Source organism: Methylobacterium sp. Leaf87 (assembly GCF_001422775.1).
In the GTDB taxonomy this organism is placed as follows: domain Bacteria; phylum Pseudomonadota; class Alphaproteobacteria; order Rhizobiales; family Beijerinckiaceae; genus Methylobacterium.
Genome location: NZ_LMMI01000015.1, coordinates 51,726 through 68,897 on the forward strand (window position 1 = coordinate 51,726; position 17,172 = coordinate 68,897).

The 17,172-nt window shown below is 72.6% G+C and carries 16 protein-coding genes; 8 read left to right on the forward strand and 8 right to left on the reverse strand.

Annotated features, from left to right (window positions below):
* Positions 1–163: 163 nt before the first annotated feature.
* The 4 genes from ASF22_RS10610 to ASF22_RS10625 are packed head-to-tail and all read left to right on the forward strand — an operon-like array spanning position 164 to position 3,573.
* Positions 164–1,903 carry a glycosyltransferase family 39 protein gene (locus ASF22_RS10610; protein ID WP_244474255.1) on the forward strand — a complete coding sequence of 580 codons (1,740 nt, stop codon included), beginning with the start codon at positions 164–166 and terminating at the stop codon, positions 1,901–1,903.
* A gap of 17 nt (positions 1,904–1,920) precedes the next feature.
* Positions 1,921–2,646 carry a glycosyltransferase gene (locus ASF22_RS10615; RefSeq protein ID WP_056168039.1) on the forward strand — a complete coding sequence of 242 codons (726 nt, stop codon included), beginning with the start codon at positions 1,921–1,923 and terminating at the stop codon, positions 2,644–2,646.
* Positions 2,647–2,650: 4 nt separating this feature from the next.
* Positions 2,651–2,971, forward strand: a complete 321-nt coding sequence (locus ASF22_RS10620; protein ID WP_056263933.1) for a lipid-A-disaccharide synthase N-terminal domain-containing protein — start codon at positions 2,651–2,653, stop codon at positions 2,969–2,971.
* Positions 2,968–3,573, forward strand: a complete 606-nt coding sequence (locus ASF22_RS10625; protein ID WP_056168041.1) for a pyridoxamine 5'-phosphate oxidase family protein — start codon at positions 2,968–2,970, stop codon at positions 3,571–3,573. Before ASF22_RS10620 ends, ASF22_RS10625 begins: the two co-directional genes overlap by 4 nt.
* An 820-nt stretch (positions 3,574–4,393) precedes the next feature.
* On the opposite strand, the gene metC is transcribed toward ASF22_RS10625, so the two are convergent.
* From metC to ASF22_RS10650, 5 genes are all read right to left on the reverse strand, one after another.
* Complete coding sequence (metC, locus tag ASF22_RS10630) at positions 4,394–5,581, reverse strand: cystathionine beta-lyase (protein WP_056168044.1); 1,188 nt, start codon at positions 5,579–5,581, stop codon at positions 4,394–4,396.
* A gap of 180 nt (positions 5,582–5,761) precedes the next feature.
* On the reverse strand, positions 5,762–6,517 hold the full coding sequence (locus ASF22_RS10635) for an amino acid ABC transporter ATP-binding protein (RefSeq protein WP_056168047.1): 756 nt from the start codon (positions 6,515–6,517) through the stop codon (positions 5,762–5,764).
* Positions 6,514–7,650, reverse strand: a complete 1,137-nt coding sequence (locus tag ASF22_RS10640; protein ID WP_244474256.1) for an amino acid ABC transporter permease — start codon at positions 7,648–7,650, stop codon at positions 6,514–6,516. The genes ASF22_RS10635 and ASF22_RS10640 overlap by 4 nt, the downstream gene beginning before the upstream one ends.
* Before the next feature lie 17 nt (positions 7,651–7,667).
* Complete coding sequence (locus ASF22_RS10645; protein WP_056263937.1) at positions 7,668–8,828, reverse strand: ABC transporter permease subunit; 1,161 nt, start codon at positions 8,826–8,828, stop codon at positions 7,668–7,670.
* Positions 8,829–9,056: 228 nt separating this feature from the next.
* The gene (locus tag ASF22_RS10650) at positions 9,057–10,142 is read right to left on the reverse strand and encodes an amino acid ABC transporter substrate-binding protein (protein ID WP_082483629.1); all 1,086 of its coding nucleotides are present in this window, start codon (positions 10,140–10,142) and stop codon (positions 9,057–9,059) included.
* Positions 10,143–10,406: 264 nt separating this feature from the next.
* On the opposite strand from ASF22_RS10650, the gene ASF22_RS10655 reads away from it, so the two are divergent.
* Both ASF22_RS10655 and rarD read left to right on the forward strand, forming a co-directional pair.
* Positions 10,407–10,751 carry a hypothetical protein gene (locus ASF22_RS10655; protein WP_056168059.1) on the forward strand — a complete coding sequence of 115 codons (345 nt, stop codon included), beginning with the start codon at positions 10,407–10,409 and terminating at the stop codon, positions 10,749–10,751.
* Positions 10,752–10,922: 171 nt separating this feature from the next.
* The gene (gene rarD, locus ASF22_RS10660) at positions 10,923–11,780 is read left to right on the forward strand and encodes an EamA family transporter RarD (RefSeq protein ID WP_056263939.1); all 858 of its coding nucleotides are present in this window, start codon (positions 10,923–10,925) and stop codon (positions 11,778–11,780) included.
* Positions 11,781–11,799: 19 nt separating this feature from the next.
* Here rarD and ASF22_RS10665 read toward each other — a convergent pair whose 3' ends face one another.
* Positions 11,800–13,329 carry a methyltransferase regulatory domain-containing protein gene (locus ASF22_RS10665; protein ID WP_056263941.1) on the reverse strand — a complete coding sequence of 510 codons (1,530 nt, stop codon included), beginning with the start codon at positions 13,327–13,329 and terminating at the stop codon, positions 11,800–11,802.
* Between the two features lie 222 nt (positions 13,330–13,551).
* Between ASF22_RS10665 and ASF22_RS10670 the strand changes: the two genes are divergently transcribed.
* A complete protein-coding gene (locus ASF22_RS10670) occupies positions 13,552–14,562 on the forward strand; it encodes a P1 family peptidase (RefSeq protein WP_056263942.1) in 1,011 nt (336 codons plus the stop codon).
* 110 nt (positions 14,563–14,672) lie between these two features.
* On the opposite strand, the gene ASF22_RS10675 is transcribed toward ASF22_RS10670, so the two are convergent.
* The gene (locus tag ASF22_RS10675) at positions 14,673–14,954 is read right to left on the reverse strand and encodes a hypothetical protein (protein WP_056168070.1); all 282 of its coding nucleotides are present in this window, start codon (positions 14,952–14,954) and stop codon (positions 14,673–14,675) included.
* 27 nt (positions 14,955–14,981) lie between these two features.
* Positions 14,982–15,188, reverse strand: a complete 207-nt coding sequence (locus ASF22_RS10680; protein ID WP_056168073.1) for a hypothetical protein — start codon at positions 15,186–15,188, stop codon at positions 14,982–14,984.
* Positions 15,189–15,566: 378 nt separating this feature from the next.
* On the opposite strand from ASF22_RS10680, the gene ASF22_RS10685 reads away from it, so the two are divergent.
* Complete coding sequence (locus ASF22_RS10685) at positions 15,567–17,156, forward strand: ATP-binding protein (protein WP_056168076.1); 1,590 nt, start codon at positions 15,567–15,569, stop codon at positions 17,154–17,156.
* The last annotated feature ends 16 nt before the right edge of the window (positions 17,157–17,172 follow it).

Sequence of the window (17,172 nt, forward strand, 5' to 3'; positions counted from 1 at the left end):
CGCCCGCTTTTCTCGCTTCCTCGCAGGCCCCGCCCGGGCCCGTTCGGAATTTGACATTCGGGGCCGCATCATCGACACCGCCGGCCTTCGCGGCATCGACCGGAATCGCCGGGCGCGTGCCAGTCTGGAGCCGCATGCCCGCCTTTCCGGCCCGTCCTCCCGCATGACCGACCGCGCCTTCGCGTCTCGCCCGGGCCGTCGCGACCTGTTCGCGTGGCCGCAGGCGATCCTCGACGCCGCGGCGCTGAGCCATGGCCGGGCCTGTGCCCTCCTCGTGGCGCTCGGCCTCGTCTGCTTCCTGCCGGGGCTCGCCTCGCTCCAGCCCATGGACCGGGACGAGCCGCGCTTCGCTCAGGCCTCCAAGCAGATGCTGGAGACCGGCGACCTCGTCGACATCCGCTTCCAGGCCGAGGCGCGCCACAAGAAGCCCGTGGGGATCTACTGGACCCAGGCCGCCTTCGTCGGGGCCGGCGAGGCCCTCGGCATCCCGAACGCCCGCACCACCATCGCGCTCTATCGCCTGCCCTCGCTGCTCGGCGCCATCGGGGCGGTGCTCCTCGCCTACTGGTCGGCCCTGGCCTTCCTGCCCCGGCGGAGCGCGCTGCTCGCCGCCGCCCTGTTCGCCGCCTGCGTGGTGCTCTCCGCCGAAGCGCGCCTCGCCAAGACCGACGCGCTGCTCTGCGCCTGCGCCATGGCGACCTTCGGGTCCCTGGCGCGGGCCTGGCTCGGCCGGGCCGACGGATCGGCCGGCCGGACCCTCGGCACCACCACCGTCCTGACCTTCTGGCTCGGCCTCGCCGTGGGCATCCTGGTGAAGGGCCCGATGGTGCCCCTGTTCTGCGGGCTGCCCGCCCTGGCGCTGTCGCTCCACGCCCGCTCCGGCCGGTGGCTGCAGGCGCTGCGGCCCGGCCTCGGCCTGCCGCTCACGCTCTCCATCGTGGCGCCCTGGTTCGTCGCCATCACTTGGAAGAGCGGCGGCGCCTTCTACGGCGAGGCCGTCGGCCACGACATGATGAGCAAGGTCCAGGGCGGCTCCGAGAAGCATTGGGCGCCACCGGGCGCCTACCTGTTCGCGGTGTTCGGCACCTTCTGGCCCGGCGCGGCCTTCGCGGCGCTCGGCGCGCCCTTCGCCTGGGCGAACCGGCGCGAAGCGGGAATCGCCTTCCTCCTCGCCTGGATCGTGCCGACCTGGCTCCTGTTCGAGATCGTGCCGACGAAGCTGCCGCACTACGTGCTGCCCCTGTTCCCGGCCCTCGCGATCCTCACCGTGCTCGCCCTGACGCGCGGCGCCCTCGACCCCGAACGCCGGGGGGCGCGGCTCACGGCCGGCCTCGTGGTGCTGATCCCGGTGGGCCTGACCCTGGGGCTCTCGGCCTTCGCCTGGACCTACGACCGGACGCTGCCCTGGGCCGGGCTGCCGCTGCTGCTGGCCGCCTGCGCCGTGGCGGTCCTCGCCTGGCGCGCCTTCGCCCGGGGGGCGGCGGAGCGGGCCCTGTGCCTCGGCATCCTCGCCTCGGCCCTGCTCTCGCCGGCGGTGTTCGGTCTGACCCAGCCGGTGATGGCCGCCCTCAAGGTCTCGCCCCGCCTCGCCGCCCTGCGCGACCGCGTGCCCTGCGCGGCGCCGAAGGTGGCGAGCCTCGGCTACCGCGAGCCGAGCTTCGTCTTCCTCATCGGGACGGATCTGGCGATGATGGACACGGCCGCCGAGGCCGCCGCCTTCCTCCGGGGCGAGGGCTGCCGCCTGCTCTACGTCGAGGGCCGCTTCGCCCCGGCCTTCGCCGAGGCCGCCGCGGGCGTCGGGTTCGTGCCGGCCCCGGTCGGCACCGTCTCGGGCTTCAACATCAACGGCGGACGAAGGGTCGACCTCACGGCCTACGCCCACGCCCCCGAACCGACGCCCTGAACCCCCGGGAATCCCCCATGCGTCTCTCCGTGATCGTGCCGGTGAAGGACGAGGTCGGCAACATCGCGAGCCTCGTCGCCGAGATCGGCGCGGCCTGCGCGTCCCTGGCGCCGTTCGAGGTGATCTACGTGGACGACGGCTCCACCGACGGCACCGCCGCGGCCCTCGACCTCGCCCGCCGCGACCGGCCCTGGCTCCGGGTGCTGCGCCACGACCGCACGGCCGGCAAGTCCGCCGGGGTGCAGACCGGCATCGCCGCCGCCCGCGGGGCGATCTGCGCCCTCCTCGACGGCGACGGCCAGAACGATCCGGCCTACCTGCCGACCCTGCTGGCGGCCCTCGAGGAGGGCGGCCCGCGCGTCGGCCTCGCCCAGGGGCAGCGCGTCGGGCGCAAGGACGGCCGGTTGAAGACCCTCCAGTCGCGCATCGCCAACGGGGTGCGGGTCCGCATCCTCAAGGATGCCACCCGCGACACCGGCTGCGGCTACAAGCTCGTGCGCCGCGAGGTCTATGCCCGCCTGCCGTATTTCGACGGGCTGCACCGCTTCATGCCGGCGCTGGTGGCCCGCGAGGGCTACGCCGTGGTCCACCGCGACGTGATCGACCGCCCGCGCTTCACCGGGGCCTCGAAATACGGCCTGTTCGACCGGCTCTGGGTCGGCCTCCTCGATCTCGCCGGGGTGTGGTGGCTGATCCGCCGCAAGCGGGTCACGCCTTCGGTCACCGACGTCACGGGACCCTGACCCCATGCTGATCCAGCTCGCCGCGGATATCCGCGGCTACGTCTACGACGTCTTCGTGGTGCGCTTCGACGGGTGGCTCGTCTTCGGCATCCTCGCCCAGGCGGTGTTCGGCGCCCGCTTCGTGGTGCAGTGGCTCGCCTCCGAGCGGGCGGGGCGCAGCGTGATCCCCCTGGCGTTCTGGTTCCTCTCCATCGCGGGCGGCCTGATGACCCTGGTCTACGGCCTCGTGCGGCGCGAACCCGTGATCATCTTCGGGCAGGCGCTGTCGACCTTCATCTACCTGCGCAACGTCGTCCTCATCCTGCGCGAGCAGCGCGCCCGATGACGGCCTTCGCGCCCCTGCCGGCGTTCTACGACGACCTCGACGCCAGCTTCTTCGAACTCTGGCGCCTCCTGCACGAGGGGCCGGCCTTGCGCCGCAACGCCTTCCACATGCCGGCCCTCGCCACCGTCGACGCCGACGGGCACCCCCAGGTGCGAACCGTGGTCCTGCGCGAAGCCGATCCCGCTGCGGGAACGCTCCGGTTCCACTGCGACCGCCGCTCCGCCAAGGCCGGCGAGATCGCCGCCACCGGCCGAGCCGCCCTGCACGGCTACGACACCGCCTCGAAAATCCAGATCCGGGTCTCGGGGCCGGCCCGCCTCCACACGGACGACGCCGTGGCCGAGGCCGCCTGGGCCGCCTCGCGGGTCATGAGCCGGACCTGCTACGGGATCGCTCCGGCCCCCGGCACGGCGCTGCCCGCGGGCGACGCCTACACCCAGCCCGAGGACGGCGCCGACCTGGACCTCGCGCGCCCGAATTTCTGCGCCGTGGTGGTGACGGCGACCCGCCTCGACTTCCTGTTCCTCGACCGGCGCGGGCACCGCCGGGCGGGGTGGGAACGCGGGGCGGCGGGGTGGACGGGCGCCTGGCTGGCGCCGTGACGCCGCCCCTTGTTCCGGGGGCGCTCCCCACGCGCCAGCGCCCCGCCGCCGGTTCGGCGCGGGGGACGGCTTGAGGAAACGGGAGACGCGGGACGCCGCGAGACCCTGTTTTTGTAAGTTTAGCCGGTCTCCCGGCGTCCCCCGGCCCGGCCCCTTTCGGGACCGATCCCTGAGGAAACGGGAGACGCGGGACGCCGCGAGACCCTGTTTTTGTAAGTTTAGCCGGTCTCCCGGCGTCCCCCGGCCCGGCCCCTTTCGGGACCGATCCGTTTCGTCACGGCGTCTTCTCGGCCTCGGCGACTCGGCTAGTAGCGGCCCACCTCCGCGCGACGCGACGTCCCTTACGGAAACGCCGGTGCGGCAGCCGACTGATCAGGGTCAAGCCCCGAGCCCGCCTCGTAGTGGGCGGACCGTCCGTTGTCTCGGTGTGCTCCAGGGTCCCGGTTCCTCGCCTCAACACGGCTCCTCCCCGTCCAGAACACCTTGCGTCGCCGATGCGGCCCGGGGCGATGGCGAGACCGGGCCATCGACGCGGGGCGCCGTCTCCTCCCCCGAGCCCCCCGACCCGGTTCGCCGGGGGGCCTCCCGCGTGGGAGGCGAGTGCCCGGACTGAACCACGAAATAGGAATATTGTCAAGAAATTTCGGTGGCCCGAGCCCCCCGACCCGGTTCGCCGGGGGGCCTCCCGCGTGGGAGGCGAGTGCCCGGACTGAACCACGAAATAGGAATATTGTCAAGAAATTTCGGTGTTCAAGGTGGGACCGATCCTGCCGTGGTGAGGCCGATGGCCCATGAGGGACGCGCGCAGGCGTTCTGCGGTTCACATCGCCGCGCGCAGCCGCGCGAACCCCGCGTCGAGGTCCGCCTGCAGGTCCGCGACGTCTTCGAGCCCGATGTGGAAGCGCAGGCCCGGGCCCTCCGGGGCCCAGGTGGTGGCGGTGCGGTAGGTGCGGCAGTCGAACGGGATGACGAGGCTCTCGAAGCCGCCCCAGGAAAAGCCCATGCCGAACAGTTCGAGGCCGTCGAGCAGTGCCGCCACGGCGCGCTCGGGGGCGGGGCGGAGGATCACGCCGAACAGGCCCGAGGCGCCGGAGAAGTCGCGGCGCCAGATGGCGTGGCCGGGATCCTCGGGGAGTGCGGGATGGAGCACCCGGGCCACCTCCGGCCTGGCTTGCAGCCAGCGCGCCATGGCGAGCCCCTGCGCGCCGTGCTCGCGCAGGCGCAGCGCCATGGTGCGTAAGCCGCGCAGGGCCAGGAACACGTCCTCCGGGCCTGCGCACATGGCGAAGTGCTCGAAGGTCCGGTGCAGGGCCGGCCAGTATTTTTGGTTGGCCGAGGTGAGGCCCAGCAGCAGGTCCGAGCCGCCGGAGAGGTACTTGGTGCCGGCCTCCACCGCGATGTCGACGCCGCGCGCATGGGGCGGGAACAGCAGCGGCGTCGCCCAGGTGTTGTCCATGATGACGGCGGCGCCCCGCGCATGGACCACTTCACTGATCGCCGGCACGTCCTGCATCTCGAAGCTCTGCGAGCCCGGCGCCTCCACAAGGACCGCCTTGGTGGTGTCGCGCATCAGGGCGCCGATGCCGGCGCCGACCAACGGGTCGTAATACTCCACCTCCACCCCGAAGCGCTTCAGGACGCCATCGCAGAAGATGCGGGTGGGGCGGTAGGCGGAATCGCTGACCAGCAGGTGGTCGCCGGCCGAGACCACGGCCATGAGGGCGACGGTGAGCGCCGCCAGCCCCGAGGGGGTCAGCACGGTGCCGGCGGCCCCCGCGAGTTCGCTCCAGGCGCGCGTCAGGGATTCCGTCGTCGGCGTGCCGGAGGTGCCGTAATCGAAGCGCCCGCGCCGGTGCTTGAGGTCGTCGTAGGTGGGAAACAGCACCGTCGAGCCGCGATAGATCGGCGTGTTGACGAAGCCGTGCTGAGCGGAGGGATCGCGCCCGGCATGGACGAGGCGGGTGCTCGGGCCGAAGCGTGCGGGATCGCGGGGCGGTGTGATGGACATCGGCGCCTTCGGGCGGTTCTTCTGGGGATGGGGCGACCACAGCCCGGCGGGGGGTGGGCCGTCAAGTCAGCCTCCCAGGCACTCGACCTGTGACGGGAGATTCGTTCGCTTCCTCGGATCGATCGGACGCATCAAGTCCACCCGTTCGGAAGGCAGGGGGATGCGCGCAGACCGTCCGCCTCACCCCAGGATGCGGCTCAGAAACCCTTGCGTCCTCGGGTGCCGGGGCCGGTCGAAGAAGGCGTCCGGCGCGGCGATCTCGACGATCTGGCCCTCGTCCATGAACACCACCCGGTCGGCCACCGCCCGGGCGAACCCCATCTCGTGGGTGACGCACAGCAGCGTGGTGCCGGCGCCCGCGAGCTCGGTGAGGGTGTCGAGGACCTCCTGCACCATCTCGGGATCGAGGGCCGAGGTCGGCTCGTCGAACAGCATCACCTCCGGTTCGAGGCACAGGGCGCGGGCGATGGCGACCCGCTGTTGCTGGCCGCCGGAGAGTTCGGCGGGTCTGCGGTCGGCCTTGTCGGCGAGCTGCACCCGCGCGAGGTGGCCCATGGCGAGGTCGCGGGCCGCATTCAGCCCGAGGCGGCGGACGTGGAGGGGGGCCAGCGTGCAGTTCTCCAGGACCGTGAGGTGCGGGAACAGGTTGAACTGCTGGAACACCATCCCGACCCGGGCGCGCACGGCGTCGGTGGCCTTGGCGCTGCCGTCGAGGGTGAAGCCCGCGACCCGGATGGTGCCGGACTGGTGCGCGACGAGGCCGTTGATCGCGCGGATGAGCGTCGATTTCCCCGAGCCGGAGGGGCCGCAGATCACCAGGGTCTCGGAGCGCGCCACCGTGAGGTCGATGTCGCGCAGGACGTGGGTGGTGCCGAACCAGGCGTCGACGCCCGCGAATTCCACGGCGGGCGTATTCTGGGCAGGCGTGTCCGTCATCGCGCATCCCCCGCCGCGAGGCGGCGCTCGATGAAGCCGGCGTAGCGGGCCATGCCGAAACAGATCGCGAAGTAGAACAGGGCCGCGAAGGCGTAGGCCGTGGCCGGCACGGCGGGGGCCGACCAGCGCGGGTCGGCGCGGGCCGCCTCCAGCACGCGGATGAAGTCGGCGATGCCCACGATGGAGACCAGCGTCGTGTCCTTGAACAGGCCGATGAGGGTGTTGACGATGCCCGGCACCACGATCTTGAGGGCCTGGGGCAGCACGACGGCGCGCAGGGCCTGGGTCTTCGTGAGCCCCAGCGCCAGGGCGGCCCGCATCTGGCCCTCCGGGATCGCCTGGAGGCCGCCGCGCACCACCTCGGCCATGTAGGCGGAGGCGAACAGCGCGATGCCGACGAGCGGCCGCACCAGCCGGTCCACCGTGAGGTCCCCCGGCAGGAACAGGGGCAGCATCACGTTGGCCATGAACAGCACGGTGATGAGGGGCACCCCGCGCCAGAACTCGATGAAGCCGATGCAGGCGTAGCGCACCACCGGCCAGTCCGAGCGCCGGCCGAGCGCCAGGAGGATGCCGAGCGGCAGGGACGCGACGATGCCCACCATCGAGACCACCACGGTGACGAGGAGGCCGCCCCACAGGCCCGTGGCGACGGAAACGAGGCCCAGCGCCGGCATCCCGGCCAGCAGCGCGTAGGCGAGGACGGGGAACACCACGAACAGGTAGGCCGCGCCCCAGGCGCGCTTCGGGGCGCCGAGCCACAGCATCCAGCCCGCCCCGAAGGCCAGCAGGGCGAAGAACAGGTTCGGGCGCCAGCGCTCGGCCGCCGGGTAGGAACCGTAGGCGAGGTAATTGATCTTGGTCCCGATGAAGGCCCAGCAGGCCCCGACCGGGTGGCCCACCACCTCGGGCCGGCAGGCCTCGCCGGAGGTCCCGGTCCACACGGCGTCGAACACGAGGAAGCGCAGGGCCAGGGGCACGAGCCAGGCCAGCGCCGCCAGGATCAGGACGGTGACGAGGCCGTCGGTCCAGCTCGCGAACAGGTTGGTCCGAACCCAGGCGAGGGGCCCGCCGAGGCGGCGCGGCGGCGGGGCCGGCGGGATCAGGGTTTTCCGCACGTAACCCTCGGTCAAGAACCCATCGGCGCGGCTCATGGCCGGCCCCCCGCCACGCGGGCGTTGTACCGGTTCATCAGGAGGGCGGTCGCGAGGCTGAGGCTGAGATAGACGCCCATGGTGATCGCCACCACCTCCACCGCCTGGTTGGTCTGGTTGAGCACCGTGCCCATGAAGACGTGGACGAGGTCGGGGTAGCCGATGAGCACGGCGAGCGACGAGTTCTTCGTCGTGTTGAGATACTGGCTCGTCAGCGGCGGCACGATCACCCGCATGGCCTGGGGCAGCACCACGAGGCGCAGGGCTTGGGCGCCGCTGAGCGACAGGGCGGCGGCGGCCTCGCGCTGGCCGCGCGGCACGCTGTCGAGGCCCGAGCGCACGATCTCGGCGATGAAGGCGGCCGAGTAGGTCGAGAGCCCGACGAGGAGGGCCACGAATTCCGGCCGCAGGGCCAGGCCGCCCGCGATGTCGTAGGGGCCGCGCGCCGGCCACGCCACCGGCACGGGATGCCCCGCGAGCGCGAGGCCGGCCCAGGCGAGCGCCGGCGGGCCGAGGCCGAGGAGCGCACCCGGCCACAGCACGGGGACGGGCTTCCGGCCCAGGGCCACGGCGCGGCGGCTCATGCGGAGGAGGAGCCCCATCGCGAAAAGGCCGGCGGCGAAAGCTAGGGGCACAAGGGCGGCCAATCCGGAAAAATCCGGGCGGGGCAGGAAGAGGCCGCGCTGGCTGAGATACGCGCCGCCCCACGCGGCGGGATCGCTCGCCGCGGGCAGGGCGACCCGCACGGCGACGTACCAGACCAGCAATTGCAGCAGCAGCGGCAGATTGCGAAACCCCTCGACGTAGGCGGCCGCGAACGACCGGGCGAGCAGGTTCGACGAGCGCCGGGCGATGCCGAGGGCGAAGCCGAGCACCGTCGAGAGGACGATGGCGAGGGCCGACACCAGCAGGGTGTTGAGGAGCCCGACGAGGAACGCATCGAGATAGGTCGCCGTCGCGGCCGCGTACGGGATCGGGCTCTGGCCGATGTCGAACCCGGCGGGGCGCTCGAGGAAGCCGAACCCGGCCACGATCCCCTGGCGCGCGAGTTTCTGGGCGGCGTTGGTGGCGGCGAAATACGCCAGCGCCGCCAGTGCCAGGACGAGGGCGGCCTGGACGACGAGGGCCCGCCAGGAGGAGACGCGGGGCTCAGCCATTCGACGAGGTCCCTCGCCATTGGCCCCGGCCCGAGGGCGTGAAGCGCGACGGACTCCCTCTCCTGGAAGGAGAGGGCTGGGGTGAGGTGTGCGAACTCTCCGGAGAACCCACACACCTCACCCTGTCCCTCTCCTTCCAGGAGAGGGGACCCGCGTCTCCACATGCCAGGTGTGCCGCATCCCGCAGGGGGGAGAGGGGGGGCGCATCCGCGTTCCGCAAAACGCCCCTCACCGGATCGGGGGCCCGTATTGCAGGCCGCCCTGGTTCCACAGGGCGTTGAGGCCGCGCGGGATCTTGAGGGGCGTGCCGTCGCCGAGGTTGCGGGCGAAGCTGTCGCCGTAATTGCCGACGTGGCGGACGATCCGGGCGACCCAGTCCGCCGTCAGGCCGAGGCGCTCGCCGTAGCCGCCCTCGAGGCCGAGGATGCGCCGCGCGTCGGGGCTCGGGGCCTCCCGGCGCATCTGCTCCACGTTGTCCTGGCGGATGCCGGCCTCCTCGGCGTCGAGCATGGCGTAGTGCGTCCAGGCGACGATGTCGCGCCACTGGTCGTCGCCCTGGCGCACGCCCGGGGCGAAGGGCTCCTTGGAGATGGCCTCGCTGAGGATCACGTGTTCGTCGGGGTGGGCGGTCTTCAGGCGCTCGCCGTAGAGGGAGGACTGGTCCGTCGAGTAGGCGTCGCAGCGGCCGGATTCGTAGGCGCCGAGCGTCTGCTCGCTGTTGGCGAAGGTGACGACCTGGTAGGTCAGGCCCCGGGTGCGGAACCAGTCGGCGAGGTTGAGCTCCGTGGTGGTGCCCTGCTGCAGGCAGATGGTCGCCCGGTCGAGCTGCTTGACGGCGCCGATGTTCAGGGCCTTTCGGACCAGGAACCCCTGCCCGTCGTAGAAGGTGATCGCCGGAAAGTTCATGGCCGCCGTGTCGCGCGACAGGGTCCAGGTGGTGTTGCGGGCGAGCACGTCGATCTCGCCCGATTGCAGGGCGGTGAAGCGCGCGGCGGAGGATTGCGGGATGAAGCGCACGGCCTCCGGGTTGTCGAAGATCGCCGCCGCCAACGCCCGGCAGAAATCGACGTCGAGGCCGGTCCAGTGGCCCTGGCCGTCGGGCACGCTGAAGCCCGCCACCCCGGGGCTGACGCCGCAGACGAGGTGCCCGCGCGCCTTCACCTGCGCCAGGGTGCCCTCGGCCTTGCCGGTGCCGGTCTTGGTGGCGTCGGTCTTGACCGAATCGGTCTTGGCCGGCTCGGCCCAGGCGGGGAGGGGCGTGCCGAGGAGCGCCAGGGCGAGGAGCAGGGCCGGCCTTGGTCCAACCACGCGCATGCGTCTCCGTAGGGGTTCGTGGGGGGATCGGGGCGAGCTCTAGCAGGCTCGGTGGGTTTCGCAAAAGCGGTCCCCGCTTCCGAGCGGAAAACCCGCGCCGTACCAAGGACCTAGACAGGACGAAGCGGTGGCGTCGCCAGGGTGAATTCGCGTGGCCCGGCCGATCGACGGGTCGGGGGCGCGCCGCGTCGCGCGGTTCGTTAACGGCCCTGGGCTAAAGCTGTTGCGGTTCGTGTTGTTCGCGTATCTCGGAAGTGCGTCGCCGTGCGTATCCTGCGTTTCCTTGCCGTGGGCGGCCTCTTCGGGGTCAGCCTGACGATCATCGGCTTCACCTGCGTCGATCGCCTCGCCCATCCGGTGGTGGTGCCGGCACCGCCCGTGCCCACCCTGGCGCGCCCGGTAATGGCCGACCCCCTGGCGACGGGCTCCCTCGGCACCGGTGGGGCCTCGCCCCTGGGCGGCTCCGGCACGGGCCCCCTGTCCGGGGCGCCCGCCCCGACGAAGACCGCCAAGGCCGCGCGGCCGAAGGCGGTGGAGGGGTTCGACACCGAGCGCCTCAACGCCCTCATGCGCGGCGATCCCGCCGTCACCCTGTCGCGCACGCGCTGATGCTCGCAGACCGAGCGGCGCCGATCCCCCGGGCGACGGCCGGTCTCGGCGCCGCTCGGCGGACCTCCGCCGCCGCGCGGTCGCGCGGGCAGACGACCATGCGTTCCACGCCGCGCCGTCTGGTATAAGCCCCGTCCGCGGGACGGCCCGCGGGAGCGGGAGCCTTCGACCTTGGGCCTGATCTACGCGCTCGGCGCCTATCTCAGCTGGGGCCTCGTGGTCCCGGTGCATTTCCGGCTCCTCGACGCGGTGCCGGCCACCAGCATCCTGGCCCACCGCATCGTCTGGTCGGCCGTTCTCGTCACCGGCCTGCTGGTGGCCCTGCGCCGCCGCGTGCGCAGCCCGTTCCCCCTGAGGCCCCGGCACGGGCTCCTCGTGCTCTCGGCCGTCCTCATCGGCGTGAACTGGCTGCTCTACCTGCGCGCCGTCCAATCCGGGCACATGCTGGACGCCAGTCTGGGCTACTTCATCAACCCGCTCGTGAGCGTGGTGCTCGGGGCCGCGGTGCTCGGCGAGCGCCTGCGCCCGGTCCAGGTCGCCGCCGTGTCCCTGGCCGCCGGGGCGGTGCTCCTGGCGGTGGTGGTGGCCGGCCACCTGCCCTGGGTGTCCCTGGCGCTCGCGGCGAGCTTTTCCCTCTACGGCCTCGTGCGCAAGGTGGTGGGGGTCGACGCCATGGTGGGCTTCGCGGCCGAGACCGCCGTGCTGCTGCCCGTGGCCCTGGGCTACCTCGTCCTGTTCGCGCCGCCCGTGGTGACGGGCGATCCCGTGCGGGCCGGCCTCCTCGTGCTCACGGGCGTCACCACCGCCCTGCCGCTGATCTGGTTCGCGGCCGCGGCCGAGCGCCTGACGCTCGCGACCCTCGGCCTGATGCAGTACCTCGCCCCGAGCTGCCTCCTGGTGCTCAGCGTCGTCGCCTACGGCGAGCGCCTCGAACCGCACCGGATGATGCTGTTCGGCCTGATCTGGCTGGCGCTGGCCCTCTACGCGGCGGACGCGTACCGCGCGGCCCGCCGGGCGCGGGCGGCCTGAACGGGCCGCCCGATTCGGGTCAGGCGATCCCGAGCTGGCGGAACACCGGCAGGCGGGTCTTCACGAACGTGTCGTAGCGCTCGCGCAGGTCGGCGAGGTTGGCCTCGTCGCCGTCCAGCGGCTTGCCGTCCTTGACGAGGCGCTGCCCTTGCGCCTGCAGCACCGCCCAGGCCCGCTGCACCGGATCCGCCCCGCTGCCTTGCGCGGCCAGGAACAGCTGCGCCATGCGGTCGGCCGGGACGCCGCTGCCGGTCACCGGCGAGGCCAGGAACTGCAGCTCCTCCGTGGCCTCGGCCCGCTTCGTCACGGCGGCGTTGAAGGCCTTGGTGCGCTTGGCGCGCGCCGCCTCGTCCTTGGGGGAGGGGCAGGGCTGGACGTGGCCCGAGCCGACGAGGATGCCGAACGCCTCCATGAGCTTGCCCCAGTCGAGGGCCTTCACCGAGGGGTCGGCGAAGATCGCCTGGACCGTGGCCGGCCCCTTGGCCAGCACGTCGAGGATCGGGCGGTAGACCTCCTCCTGCAGCTGCGCCTCGCCCAGGCTGCCCTGCACCTTCAGGGCGACGTCGGCGCGCGGCGTCGAGAGGGCGAAGCGCAGATGGGTCCAGATCGCCCGGGAGGAGGGCACCGTGTGGGGCAGGGCGCCCTTGACGTAGACGTCGCGGCGGAACTGCTGGTTGACCATGTAGTCCCGCAGGGTCTCGCGCCGCACGGGATCGGGGCAAGCCTTCAGGATCGCCTGCTGCTCCGCATTGAGGTTGATGGCGTCGACCCCCTCGAGCAGGGCGGCGGAGCCCACGTAGCTGAGCTTCGCCTCGGCCAGCTCGGCCGCCACGTCGGCGACGTAGAACGGCGTCCAGTCGCGGTTGAAGTACTCGTGCGCGAGGTAGCTCCTCGGCAGGCCCTTCATCTTCTCGAAGCGCGGGGCGAGCGCCGGGTTCTGGGTGAAGTACGAGGCCTTGGCCTCGCGCATGGATTCGGCGAAGGCCACGGCCTCGTCGATGCGCGGGATGATCGGGCCGGTGCGGGTGCCGGCGTGGTCCGTGAGCAGGCGGCGCAGGGGCATGGCCGCCGCCCAGCCCGGCAGGGTGTTGTAGCTGATGTAGACGATGCCGCCGGGCTTGAGGCGCCGACGCAGGAATTCGACGATGTGCGCCCGGTTCTCCGGGCTGATCCAGCTGTAGATGCCGTGGAGCGCGATCACGTCGAAGGCCGTCGGCAGGGCCGGCTCGTGGAGAAGCTCCGAAAAGCTGTGGTCGTAGAAGTGGACGTTGGGCGTGCCGGCCTCGGCCGCCAGCGCCCGGGCGCCGGCGATCTGCGCCGGGTTGAAGTCGGTGGCGTGGAAGTCGACGTTGGGGTTGGCCGCCGCCAGCAGGTTGGTGGAGACGCCCTGGCCGCAGCCGAGCTCGCAATAGGCCGCGCGCCCGTCGAGGTCCGGCCCGCGCTGGCCCCGCGTCAGCATGACGAAGTTCAGCAGGGCCGGGGTCAGCTCGCGATAGAAGCCGTGGGTATAGCCGATATCGGCGACGTAGCCTGCCGTCCAAGTGGTCATGTCGTACTCCGAAGGGCGCCGCCCGAGCCAGGCCGGCCCGGTGCGAAGGGAGCGGCGTGCGTGCGATTCCCGCCCCCTGCAACCGCTCTAACTTCTGGACGGGGGGATGCCTACCCGTCTCCCACGCGAGACCCGCGCGAGACCGGACCCCACCGAGCCGAGCCCTCGCCTTGGCCGCCCGCCGCGTGCGAGGTTCGGGCCGATCCGCAGCCGGGCGCCCGCATGATCCACAACCGCATCACCAGCATTGCCGGCCTGCGTGTCGGCCACGCCGAGGATCGTTCCCTCGGCAGCGGCGTCACGGCGCTGATCTTCGACGCGCCCGTGGTGGCCGGCGTCGACGTGCGCGGCGGCGGCCCCGGGACCCGCGAGACCGACCTCCTCGACCCCGAGCGCACGGTGGAGCGCATCGACGCCCTCGTGCTGTCGGGCGGCTCGGCCTTCGGCCTCGACGCGGCGGCGGGCGTCATGGCGGCGCTCGCCGAGGCCGGGCGCGGCTTCGCCGTGGGGACGGCCCGGGTGCCCATCGTGCCCGCCGCCGTGCTGTTCGATCTCCTCAACGGCGGCGACAAGGATTGGGGCCGGTTCCCGCCCTACCGGGATCTCGGCTACGCGGCGGCGCAGTCGGCGGCCGTCGACTTCGCGCTGGGCTCCGTCGGCGCCGGCACCGGGGCCGCCACCGCCAACCTCAAGGGCGGGATCGGCTCGGCCTTCGCCGAGGTTCCGGGCCTTGCCGCCCGGGTCGGCGCGCTCGCCGCCGTCAACGCCTTCGGCCGGGTCACCGTGGGCGACGGCGCGCAATTCTGGGCCGCCCCCTACGAGGTCGGCGGCGAGTTCGGGGGACTGGGTTTTCCCCGGACCCTGCCGCCCGAGGCGTTCGACTGGCCGCGCAAAGACGCAGGCCCGGCCGGCGCCAGCACGACCCTCGCGGTCGTCGCCACCGACGCGATCCTCACCAAGGCCCAGGCGAGGCGCCTCGCCGTGATGGCCCAGGACGGCCTCGCCCGGGCGATCCACCCCGTCCACACGCCGCTCGACGGCGACGTGGTCTTCGCCGTGGCGACGGGGCGGGTGCCGCTGGCCGACCCCGTCGGCGACCTTGCGCGCCTCGGGGACGCCGCCGCCCGGACCCTGGCGCGCGCCATCGCCATCGGCGTGCACCGGGCCACATCCCTGCCGGGGTTCGAGCGGATGCCGTCGGCCTGGGCCGAGTGCTTCGGGCGCATGGGCTGAGGCCCGGCCGCCCGGCCAGATCAGGGTTCGAAGGGCCCGGCCCTTCGCGCGTCTTGGTTCGCGGGTCTTGGTTCGCGGGTCCTGGGCGGAGCCCCGGAGAGCGCTCCGGCTCAGCCCTCCGCCTCCGCCCTGGCATCGGTGATGAGGCTGGCGAGCCCCGCATCGACCTCGGCGCCGAGGAGGGCGCGCTCGGCGTCGGTGAGGTCGGCGGCCCAGCCGCGCGTGCCGAACCCGTCCGCGCACTTGGCCCGCTCGGCCGTGAGATAGGCCTCCGTCTCGGTGGGCTGCGTCCGCATGGCCTGGACGAGGCCGAACCAGGCCGCGCGCTCCACCACGGCGAGGCGGGCGCGCAGGCGGATCATCACCGCGCGCTCGGGGCTGACATCGTCCATCGGCTGTTCCGTCTCCGGTCTACAGTCTCAGCGCCGGGGTTCGCAGCGCGTCTTCACGTAGGTGTCCTTGTCGTTGCCGTGGCCGGCATTGGCCGCGAGCACCGGGCCCTGCATCAGGCATTCCTGAAGCGTGTGGGCCGGGCCGGTGATGATATCGAGCGCCGTTTCCCGGGAGCAATCCGGGGCCTGGACGGTGGAGGCGCAGACGAGGGCGACGACGAGGACTGGGTTCATGCCACACCACCTAGATCGCGGGCCCGGCGCGGCAAGGGCGGGGCGCCGCCGGCCCTGCAGGGAAATGCCGGATCGCCCGTCGCATAAGCCCGGCGTGCCGCGCGCCGCCCCGAGATCCTGCTTCGTGCTTGTTTTGTTTCACGGTTTGGCTGCGATATCGTTCAAGGATATTTGTCCTGGGCTTATAGTCTTAGGATGATAATCTAGATTTTGCCGGTCGATCCTCCCAGGTATGGGACAAATGACGAACAGAATGGAACAAGTCTGTGGACGTCCGGCGCCCGGGCCGATCCGACCCCGCCCGGCGCGTGTTAAGCTTTTCGTGCGAGAGCCGGGACGCGTCGGGGCGGGTCCCGTCGTACGGCAACCGGAGCGGGCATGAGCGTCGGCATCGAGATGGGACTGAGCATGGGGCCGGGCGCGGAGCCCGCCCGCCTCGACCTCGAGGAGTTGCTGGCGACCCGTCTCCTCGTCCAGGGCAACTCGGGCTCGGGCAAGTCGCACCTGCTGCGGCGCCTCCTCGAGCAGAGCGCCGGATCGGTGCAGCAGGTGATCGTCGACCCGGAAGGCGATTTCGTCACCCTGGCGGAGGCCTACGGCCACGTGGTGGTGGACGGCGCCCACGGCGAGGCCGACCTCCAGGCCATCGCCGCCCGGGTGCGCGCCCACCGGGTCTCCGTGGTGCTCACCCTGGAGAGCCTCGACATGGAGGCGCAGATGCGCGCGGCGGCCGCCTTCCTCGGCGGCCTGTTCGAGGCCGAGCGCACCCATTGGCATCCCGTCCTCGTCGTCGTCGACGAGGCGCAGATCTTCGCGCCGGCCGCCGCTGGCGACGTCTCGGACGAGGCGCGAAAGGCCTCCCTCGGCGCCATGACCAATCTCATGTGCCGGGGCCGCAAACGGGGCTTGGCCGGCATCATCGCGACGCAGCGCCTGGCCAAGCTCGCCAAGAACGTCGCGGCGGAAGCCACGAACTTCCTCATGGGCCGCACCTTCCTCGACATCGACATGGCGCGGGCCGCCGATCTGCTGGGCCTCGACCGGCGCGGCGCCGAGCGGTTCCGCGATCTGGCGCGCGGCGAGTTCGTGGCCCTCGGCCCGGCCCTCAGCCGCCGGCCCCTGGCCCTGCGCATCGGTCCCGTCACCACCTCGGCGCGGTCGGGGTCCCCGAAGCTCGTGCCCCTGCCGGCCCCGGCGGACGCGGACCTGCGCGCCCTCATCCTCACCCGCTCGGCCGAGGACAGCGGCCCGGCCTGGGCGCCGGCCCCCCGCACGCCGCCGGCGCCGCGGGCCACGCCGGCCGATCTCATGCGCGAACTCAGCGCCTACCGGCCCGAGCCCGTGGAGACACCCGAACCCTTGAGCGAGGCGGAGATCCGCGCCGGCTGCGACGCGGTCTTGCGCGGCATCGCCGCCGATCCCGATGCCGGCGGCCAGCCCGTGGCGGTGGTGTATCAGGACTTCCTCGTCCGCTGCCGCATGCGCGGCCTCGACGGCGAATCCCTGAGCCTCGCCGCGTTCCGCCGTCGCCTCGGCGTCGCCCGTGCCGGCCTCGACGAGGCCGAGCCGTCGCAGGCGGATGCGCGGTGGGACGAGGCGCAGGCCGCCGCCGCCGCGCTCCCCGACGAGGTCCAGGGCTTGTTCCTGATGTTGGCCCGCGCCGCCCTGGCGGGCGAACCCTGCCCCGGCGACGAGGCCCTGGCCCGGGCCATCGGCAGCCGCTCGCCCGGCCGGGCCAAGCGCCTGCTCGCCTATGTGGAGACGCGGGGCACCATCGTCTGCCGGATGGATTATCGCGGCAACCGCGTCGTCGCCCTGCCGTCCCTCAACTGCGAGACGGCGCCCGGCGACCCCAAGGCGCCGTTCGGGGACGGGAAAGCCCCGACCGGCGACGCCAAGGTGCCAACGGGCGAGGCCCCGTCGCCGTCGACTGTGCCCGAGATGCCGGGCCTGTTCGCGGCCGAGTGATCCGGCCGCGACGCCG

What these genes read in the sequence shown, in the direction of transcription:
- ASF22_RS10610 (WP_244474255.1), top strand. Translation starts at nt 164, where the DNA reads ATGACCGACCGCGCCTTCGCGTCTCGCCCGGGCCGTCGCGACCTGTTC.
- ASF22_RS10615 (WP_056168039.1), top strand. Translation starts at nt 1,921, where the DNA reads ATGCGTCTCTCCGTGATCGTGCCGGTGAAGGACGAGGTCGGCAACATC.
- ASF22_RS10620 (WP_056263933.1), top strand. Translation starts at nt 2,651, where the DNA reads ATGCTGATCCAGCTCGCCGCGGATATCCGCGGCTACGTCTACGACGTC.
- ASF22_RS10625 (WP_056168041.1), top strand. Translation starts at nt 2,968, where the DNA reads ATGACGGCCTTCGCGCCCCTGCCGGCGTTCTACGACGACCTCGACGCC.
- metC (WP_056168044.1), bottom strand. Translation starts at nt 5,581, where the DNA reads ATGTCCATCACACCGCCCCGCGATCCCGCACGCTTCGGCCCGAGCACC.
- ASF22_RS10635 (WP_056168047.1), bottom strand. Translation starts at nt 6,517, where the DNA reads ATGACGGACACGCCTGCCCAGAATACGCCCGCCGTGGAATTCGCGGGC.
- ASF22_RS10645 (WP_056263937.1), bottom strand. Translation starts at nt 8,828, where the DNA reads ATGGCTGAGCCCCGCGTCTCCTCCTGGCGGGCCCTCGTCGTCCAGGCC.
- ASF22_RS10650 (WP_082483629.1), bottom strand. Translation starts at nt 10,142, where the DNA reads ATGCGCGTGGTTGGACCAAGGCCGGCCCTGCTCCTCGCCCTGGCGCTC.
- ASF22_RS10665 (WP_056263941.1), bottom strand. Translation starts at nt 13,329, where the DNA reads ATGACCACTTGGACGGCAGGCTACGTCGCCGATATCGGCTATACCCAC.
- ASF22_RS10670 (WP_056263942.1), top strand. Translation starts at nt 13,552, where the DNA reads ATGATCCACAACCGCATCACCAGCATTGCCGGCCTGCGTGTCGGCCAC.
- ASF22_RS10675 (WP_056168070.1), bottom strand. Translation starts at nt 14,954, where the DNA reads ATGGACGATGTCAGCCCCGAGCGCGCGGTGATGATCCGCCTGCGCGCC.
- ASF22_RS10680 (WP_056168073.1), bottom strand. Translation starts at nt 15,188, where the DNA reads ATGAACCCAGTCCTCGTCGTCGCCCTCGTCTGCGCCTCCACCGTCCAG.
- ASF22_RS10685 (WP_056168076.1), top strand. Translation starts at nt 15,567, where the DNA reads ATGAGCGTCGGCATCGAGATGGGACTGAGCATGGGGCCGGGCGCGGAG.